This window comes from Nitrospirota bacterium (assembly GCA_016212215.1).
Lineage (GTDB): Bacteria > Nitrospirota > 9FT-COMBO-42-15 > HDB-SIOI813 > HDB-SIOI813 > JACRGV01.
In genome coordinates this window covers 1-8,911 of the sequence record JACRGV010000045.1, presented here as the reverse complement: position 1 = coordinate 8,911, position 8,911 = coordinate 1, and the positions used below count along the sequence as shown (strand labels likewise).

The following is an 8,911-nucleotide window of genomic DNA, read 5'->3' as shown; positions in this document are numbered from 1 at the left end:
CCGTAGGCAATTGAGCACCAAAGGAACTTTCCCCCCCTTTACAAGGGGGGGCTTGGGGGGGTGGTTTTCATCCTCCTTTGTGTAACCTCCGTTTCATGACGGTTCATCCGAAAATCCCTTCCGGCGGGGTAAGAAAACCCCGCCTATCCATATCTATGAGGATAGGCGGGACATTCCTGTCCCGCTGACTTTCATGCCCCTTTGTGAACCCTCGGTTCATGGGAGTTCACCCGAAAATAAACCCCATCCCCACCCTAACCCTCCCCTTGAAGGGGAGGGAATAAACGTTAGCCTCCCTCTCCCCTGGCGGGAGAGGGTCCGGGTGAGGTGGCCTCATTTTCATGTTCCTTTGTGAGCCGGAGGCTCATGGGGGTTCACCCGAAAATCTCCATAGCTCGCCCTCCCCCCTTCGACTTCGCTCAGGACATTCCTACCCCCCTCCCGTCAAGGGAGGGGGAATCTTCGGCAATCTTTCATATCTTCCCTCCCCTTGCTGGAGGGGACTAAGGGGAGGGGATGTTCTGCTCTTACCTCTAACTTCTTGCTTCTACCTTCAGTCTTCAGCCTTCAGTCTATTCTGCTTATTGCTCAATCCGGAATCTCTAAGCATAAGGAGGCGTAAAAATGCGCAGGTAGAAAGTATCACAAAAATAGAAATTAATAAAGCAGGAATTGCTTTACAATTTGGTTCTTTCTTATCTCAAGTTAATCTTATCAGGACACTCTTAGCAGGCCGCAGAAATATAAGATTGAAACCTCCGGCATCAAGGCAAAGACACCGCTTTACTGCCTCGATATATATTTTTGCGGATATTGAATATTTCCTGGAAATCAGATTTTCAAATCCCCCCTTGTCCTCATTTTCTAAAGGGGGAACGCTGCCGGATACGGGTACCTTGTCTGTTTTGTAATCCGCAATATAAACAGTGTCTCCATCTTTATATATAAGGTCAATGACACCTTCTATGATTTGTGCGTCCCAAAGCATTGTAAAAGGAACCTCCCTGCCGAGTATCTCCACCTTTTTCAATTCATTATACACAGGTGACAATAAAAACTTTTCCATTATGCCGGTGACCTCTTCTTTAATTCCGGACAAATTGCCCTCAGCAATGACCGGAATAAACATTTCAATAACATCTTCCATGTCTGTGTCATTCATCAACCTATCATTTTTAAAATCCCACTGCTCAAGGATATGGTGTATAACAGTGCCGATAAGTAATGACCTCTCACCTGATGATGAGTTAGATTCATCGTAAAATGACCCCATCCCCACCCTAACCCTCCCCTTGAAGGGGAGGAAATTTTCCTCTCCATCAGGGAGAAGATTAAGGTGAGGGTGGGGTTTTTCCGAATATCCTCGTTGCTCCCCCCCACCCCTCAAGGGAGGTGGAATTTCTGTTGCAATTCTTACCTCTTGCTTCTGCTTCTGCTCAGAATCGGCATATTCCATCTCCAGCTTTGTTGGGGTGATAAAGATAGTTTTACTATGCATCTCGTTATAACGATTAGTCCTTTGGTTCCACTGCCCTGCAATCTCTGCAATTTCTATAGGTACCTGCTTTACTACGGCAGTCTTCCCTGTAAAATCTTCCGTTTTCCTCCCGGCCGAAGTCTTCTCTTTTTTTAATGCATCATATTTAATTATGCTCTGATTGATTTTCCCGTTACTCAGCAATATATCTCCGCTGTCACCTTCACCAGGGAAGTCTCCGGTCACCTCCCTGATCATCTCAAGAAAACAGTTCTTATTTAACTTACCGTAGCGTGTGCCGGAAATAATCAGGCTTTCCCTTGCCCTTGTCATTGCAACATACAGAAGCCTCTTCTGCTCTTCTTCATCCTTTAATGTATTTTTATCATAGTGCATTACTGAGGCACGGTTCCTCAGATTATTCAATTTTAACCCTGTTGTGCCGGTTGACCAGTCATGTACAACGCTGACACTGTCTTCCCTCACATTAGGATAACTGTGGGTACCTGCAAGTATCACGACCGGAAACTCAAGCCCTTTGGCCTTATGAATACTCAATATGCGTACTACATTTACAGCCTCTTCAGATAAAAGGCTCTCCCCTTCTTCCTGTAGTTGAGTGATATTCTCTTCAAGCAAACCGGTAAAACCCTTGAGTGTGAGGTCACCCCTGTCGCTCTGTAATTCTGCAATCTTCTGAATCTTCAACAGATTGGCAACCGCTTGTTCGCCATTATAAGAACTCGCCGCAAATTCAAGCACAGGAAGGGTATCAAATATAAAATGGATTGCATCAGGAACCGGCATAGCGCCTGCCTCTTTTTTCAGCAATGCGAGACGGTTATAAAGAGAGGAGAGGGAATTAAGATTAAGATTAAGGTTAAGGTTAAGATTAAGAACCGGATTTCTGTAATCAAGCATGGAGAGCCTGTTCAATTCATAAATCTCCTTGTCAGATAAACCGCCGAGGGGTGAACGTAAGACACCTGTCATTGCAAGGCTGTCAGCAGGATTATCTATAACCCTGAGCAGGTTTACAAAATCTATCACCTCCTGGGTTGAATAAAAGTGCTTCTCACCTTCAACTGTATAAGGTATGTCGTATTTTCGTAAGACCTCAATATAATCATTGACATCCGTCAATTTCCTGAGCAGTATGGCAATATGCCTGTATGATACAAGCATCTTTTTTCCGTCAGGGCCCGGTACCTCTTTCTTATCAACGGCCTCTTCCTTGATCCATCTTCCAATAGCCTCAGCCTCAAGCCTGACAGCCCTCTGTGCATTAATATCATCTCCATCACCGGTGGCGATAAGCCTAAGCTCAACCTTCTGGTCATTCAGAAATGCCTCATTATCAGCACGGTTCACCAGCCTGATATATTCCGGCTGATATAATCCACGTTTTTTTATAAGTTGTGAAAACAGGCCATTTACAACATCAATAATCCTGTTATTACTCCTGAAGTTTGTAAGAAGGTCTGTCTTACTCCCGGGATTATCCGACAGCACCATATCCCTTACCTGGGAGTATGCCTCTATGTCAGCCTTACGAAAGGAATAGATAGACTGTTTGGGGTCGCCGACTATAAATAGCTTCCCTGGTGTAAGTTTTACCTTACGCCAGTCAGTCTCATGTTGTCCTGAAACCTCAGCCATGTACAGGACAATCTCATACTGCACCGGGTCAGTGTCCTGAAACTCATCAACAAGGATGGCCTTAAACCGGTTCTTTAAATCTTCCCGTACATCTTTTATGTTTTTCAGGATTTCACGGCAGAATGATAGGAGGCCGTCAAATGATATGTAACCCGAAGCTGTAAATCTCTCCCTGCATCTGCCTGCAAAGGGGAGGCAGAGTTTCAGCACGCGGGAGAAAAATTCATCATCAGCAGTAGAAAGCCTTTTTGCAGACTTTATGATTCGAACTGCATCTTCATAATCCTCTTCATCCCAGTCTGTGGGCTTTGTACTTGTATCATCATCCATTATCTCCGGCGTAATGTCTGACAATACATCGTCAAACACATCTTCTGAAACAACTAAGAGTTTTTCTACTTTTCTCTTTTTTGTGTACTTGCTAAGGAGTTCCTGAATACGACGATTGTTTGACTCAAGCCAGGAGACGAATGCAGGGTTAGGGTCTTGATTTATCCGAAAATCCTCCGGCGGGGTTAGAAAACCCCGCCTATCCGGTTTTATATTAACGATAGGCGGGACATTCTTGTCCCGCTCATTTTCATCTCCCTTTGTAAACACTGGCTCATGAGGATTTGCCAGGGAATTTAGTGGAATCGTTTCCTTACATAACTCCCTGACAAAATCCTTGAGGGAATCAAGTGTGGTCTTTTCAAGAATTTCCTCCCACAATTCTCTGTGCGGCGGTTTTTGGGATAACTCAGTATCAAGCCAGTCTTCCCATTCCCTCTCAAAGTGCTCTTCAAAAGCAGCCCCATCATCTTCTGTAAATCCTGGGTCTATGCCTGCCTCTACAGGATAAAGACGGAGCACATACCCTGCAAAACTGTGCATTGTACATATCTGTGCCTTCTCGATCTCAGATAGTGCATTCCTCGCCCGCTTCCTGATTTCAATATCACTGAGTTGATAATCATCAAAAATCTCGGAGAGCATACGGTTTTCAGGCGTAATTAACCCCATCCCCACCCTAACCCTCCCCTTGAAGGGGAGGGAATTTTCATCATCCTTGGCCGTCTCCTTGAAGGGGAGGGGAATTTCCTCTCCCTCAGGGAGAGCTGCAATTAAATTCCTTCCAAATCCCTCCCCCCTCTTTTGCGGGGGGAGGCAGGAGGGGGGATCAGGGTGAGGGTGGGGTTTTTCATCTCCTCCGGTTAAGGGAGGGGGAATTGCAATAATCCCCTCCAGTTTTTTTCTGAGACGGCTTCTCATCTCCCCTGCGGCCTTATTTGTAAAGGTTAGTGCAACTATGTCTGTAATCTTTAATGGATCATGCGGCCTCATTAAAAGGCATAAGATACGGTCAACAAGTAGAGTGGTTTTACCGGTACCGGCCCCTGCAGTGACAACTATATTCTTGTCAAAAGTTGAAACTGCAAGCCTTCTGTTTTCATAGTCAGGAAGATTGTTCATAATAAGGTAACCCCATCCCCACCCTGACCCTCCCCTTGAAGGGGAGGGAAACTTAATCTCTAACTTCTTGCTTCTTACTTCTAACTTCTGCTCACTTTGTGACACACATCTCAAACATGTTCACTTAACTACTTCTTTCCTTAAATTATAATACGGTCTCACCCTTTCATCCCTCTCTGCCCTAATGAATGAGGGGAAATGATTTTTGCGGCATATTGTTGAATAGTCACAGTTATCACAATAATCACCGGGGATAATAAAAAAGAGCCCGTCCATGATCCCTTTTATCAATAATGCCGCGGTTGTGTTTATCTGACTGCCAAGCGGTCCATCCCAGCAGTCACCAGGGAATTCAGAGCGTATCCCATTTTTGTCCTCCGAATCCCAGGCAGGTGCGATAAAATAGAAGCTCACCTTTGATGAAACAAGATTTTCCAATCCCATCTTTTTCAGATATTCCTTTGCCATCAGCAGATATAAAGGGGGCTGCAGCCTCTTTCCCCTTACGGCAGAAAGGGGAAGGTTCTTATCATCACTGCTCATCTTTCTTCCTGTCTTGAATTTATAATCAATAACCCTGAATTGACCTTTTTGTGTGTTTACATCTATCCTGTCAATGATGCCGTGGAAAGAGACAGCTTCATCCGGAGATAACCCCATCCCCACCCCCCGATAACTACTTCGGGGGCAGGCTCTAACCCTCCCCTTGAAGGGGAGGGAATTTTCATCATCCTTGGCTTTCTCCTTGAAGGGGAGGGGAATTTCCTCTCCCTCAGGGAGAGCTGCAATTAAATTCCTTCCAAATCCCTCCCCCCTCTTTTGCGGGGGGAGGCAGGAGGGGGGATCAGGGTGAGGGTGGGGTTTTTCTTCATGGAAAAGACTTCTCTCATCAATCTCATAAGCAAACGGCTTAAACCCTGAAACGGACATCTCCTGATTATCCAATTCTATAAGGGCCTTCAGCACATTGGTTAATCTTTTCTGAAGTATCTCCCATAGCAGGGGATAGCCTGTCTGGTTTTCCTCCTGATATTTTTTGAATTCTGCAAGGGCGGCCTCTTCAAAACTACAATTGCCGCTGCTGTAAAACCTTCTTAATATTGCATGACAGATAGTCCCGGTATCAGCAGGTGAAATCTCACAAATATTCTCCGGCCGCTCTAATTTCCTTAATCCAAGAACGCGGCTCATAAAATAGGAAAACGGACAGCGGGCGTAAGCCTCAAGGGATGTTGGAGAGATGCCGTAAGACTTAATATTCTCCCGGTAGAGATTCAGCTCTCCTGTAAGTCCGTCAAACCGCGTCAGGTCATGGCCTTTATTCTCAATCATTTTTAAATAAGCAAGCCCATTCTTATACAGCACCGGGTTCAGATCGAATCCTGAGATTACGTCCCAAGTGTCTCTCCTTTCTAAGATAACCCTTACAGCAAGCTCCTTTGGTGTCAGCAGGCGGTAGGTAAAATATTCCGAAACAGTGAACTTATCAGAGAGCCGTCTCGGTATATTAATCTCCGGTTTAAGAGGATACCCCTTCGTCATCTCATAAATATATCCCGACGGGATTTTTATCTGGCCTGCCTCATCAGTCCTCTGGTATAAGATAAATACCCGTTCACTTGCTGAGCTAAGCAGGAGGTAAAAAAGGAGTTTCTCCTCTTCATAACCATATAACTTTTCTGTTATCTTAAAATTTATTTTAAACCCAAGGTCATGCTCGATTATCCTCCTTACAGCATCCTTTAACAGGGGGTCTTCCCTGATGTTCCTCGGAAACACCTTCTCATTCATGTTCAGGATGAATAATACTTTAAAAGGAATCCCCCGTGCAGACATAACATCAAGTACCTGAACCCCTGCTATATTATCATCTCCAACAGGGATGCTCATTTTTTCGAGGCGTCGTATGAAAATATCTGTAAAATCATTTAATGTAACTTCCCTGCTTGTTAAGTTAAATGATTTCAGGGATAAAAGCGCATCATCAATAAAACTCTCTGTGTCTAAATATTTTTTAATTAATTGTCTGAATTTATCAATATAAACTTCCCATTCACCGTATCCCGGAAGCGTGTCAAAATCCGTTTTAAGAGAGGTGATGAATGATTTGAGGCCGGAGATCTGCTCCCATTTGATGGGGGGCACATATGCGTCTTCATCTGAAACTCCCCCCCTTTGTATAAGGGGGGGCATGGGGGGGTTATTTTCAGATGAACCCACATGAGCCTTCGGTTCACAAAGGGCAATGAAAACCCCACCCTCACCCGGCCCTCTCCCTGAGGGAGAGGGGGCTATGTTGATTCCCTCCCCTTCAAGGGGAGGGGTAGGGTGGGGATGGGGTTGATTTTCGGATGAACTACTGCCATATTTATCAAGCCGTTTCCACTCCTCAATACCCTTTGATATACCGGCTTTTCTTGAAACCATGTCCCACAAGTCCGGTTCTGGTTCTACTCCTTGCGGACAGAATTCCTTGACCCTGCAATAGTGAGAAGATACAAGGTCAATAATATCAGAACGCCTGAAGTCCTCTCTTAGCACGGATAGGAGCAGGTGTACTGCCTTTGTATTCTGATACCTGTTTACAGGCACTTTTGCACTTGAGATATACGGGATGCGATGTGTACGGAATATCCTCTCAATTAAAAGGCCGTACCCGTCTATGTCCCTTGCTGTTACACCTATATCTGAGAAATTATATTCATCATCCTCAACTAATCTGAGGATGCCTTTTGCAACTGTTAAGACCTCATCTTCTGCACCTGAGACGTTTATTACTATAGTCTTATGACCAAAAGGAAACAGGGTCTCAGATTTTACAGCAGTTTCAACAGGGGTTGATAGTCTAATGATATTGCCCTGATCATTAATCATCCCCTGTATGTAGCCCTCATAGAACCTCTTTGCAAAAGAATATGCAGGTGTATTATCCACAAGCGGGAAGTAGAGTGAACATGGATAATTCTGAGCTATGGAATGAAACAGGTCATACTGCACCTGAGTAAGGTCATAAAATCCATAATATATTATCTCTTTAAATTTATGCAGGAATTCGGAAGAAGGGACAAGACCTTCTGCCATGTCAGTAAAATCAGAATAACCTGTTATGCCGAGTATGCTTAGCCTTGAAAAGAATTCTTTGAATAATAAATTAAGAGGAACAACCTTGCTTATGTCTTCATTTTTAAACACGCCTTCCCTGAGGGCCTCAGCTAAAATATCCGGGTCAACCCTCGCATCCTTCATATCCCTAAGAGTAGCCCATAGGGCGCCGCATCCTTCAGGTGTATCACTGAAATAGCGGAAGGCATCTGCACCGGACATCGCACTATCTTCTTTCAATATCCGGCGGAGAAATTCTGTGAAAAAGAAATCATCAGTAATAAGATTCTTAACATGCCCATACCTTTCTTCACATACTTTTACTGCAAGACTGTGAAATGTAAGGAAGTGCACCCCCATAAGATTCATCCCACATTCCCTTGTTAAAAAGACCTTTAGTCTTGAGCTGAGATGTTTTGAGGGTACAACTATTGCAATGGGGGCAAGAGGGTCTTCCTCTTTAATAAATCTAATGTTTCTGAAAATTGCCTGTTCTAAATCAGGATGAAAATTGCCGAGATAGATTTTTTGCATAGGTAATTCCTTCCCGCTTACTCAAAGCAATCTAACACACCGTAAACCTATATTCAACATAAAAAAACACATAGATAAAGATTGAGATTAAGTTATAAGTCGGAATCCCGATACCTTACATCCGGTAGGAGATAACAATAATTAGACTTGATTTCTTGGATTTAAAGATTTAAAATATCTCACCAATTTAATAAACCTTAAAAAGGGGGCTTAATGTACCTGACAAAACGGATTGGAATCTTCATCATTATTTTATTACTTCCAATTGTTATCCTGAACTTTAACAGTGTTGAGGCATCTGATAAATTGAGGCTTTATGGCTTCTTTGACTTTGAATTTGAAAAGGCAGACAGTGTCCCAGGAGATACTAAAGGGTCATTTGATCAACATCGTTTCAATCTCTTAATCGATGCCCCGTTGAATAATAAATTTACTGTAAAGGCACATATAGAGTATGAGCACAGTCCCAAAATAAGCAGCATTCCAGACAATCCAAGTAAAGGTGATATTACAATTGAATGGGCTTATGCTGAATATATCATTAACAATAGAGGCTCTTGCAAAAGTAATAAAATAAGTGAATTTTTCTGAATTTATTTGGTGTAAAATTGCTCTCCTTTTGGTAGAATATGTTTGTTAAAAAATACCACACAAAAGGAGAGCCGATGAACTTGAGAGATAAAATAT

Annotated in this window: 3 protein-coding genes; 1 reads left to right on the top strand and 2 read right to left on the bottom strand. The window is 43.5% G+C overall.

Going from position 1 to position 8,911, the window contains the following annotated elements; all coding sequences use genetic code 11:
* Positions 1–700 precede the first annotated feature (700 nt).
* Positions 701–4,588 carry a UvrD-helicase domain-containing protein gene (locus tag HZA08_04110; protein MBI5192615.1) on the bottom strand — a complete coding sequence of 1,296 codons (3,888 nt, stop codon included), beginning with the start codon at positions 4,586–4,588 and terminating at the stop codon, positions 701–703.
* A gap of 120 nt (positions 4,589–4,708) precedes the next feature.
* On the bottom strand, positions 4,709–8,224 hold the full coding sequence (locus HZA08_04105; protein ID MBI5192614.1) for an exodeoxyribonuclease V subunit gamma: 3,516 nt from the start codon (positions 8,222–8,224) through the stop codon (positions 4,709–4,711).
* Positions 8,225–8,437: 213 nt separating this feature from the next.
* On the opposite strand from HZA08_04105, the gene HZA08_04100 reads away from it, so the two are divergent.
* A complete protein-coding gene (locus tag HZA08_04100; GenBank protein MBI5192613.1) occupies positions 8,438–8,815 on the top strand; it encodes a hypothetical protein in 378 nt (125 codons plus the stop codon).
* Positions 8,816–8,911: the final 96 nt, after the last annotated feature.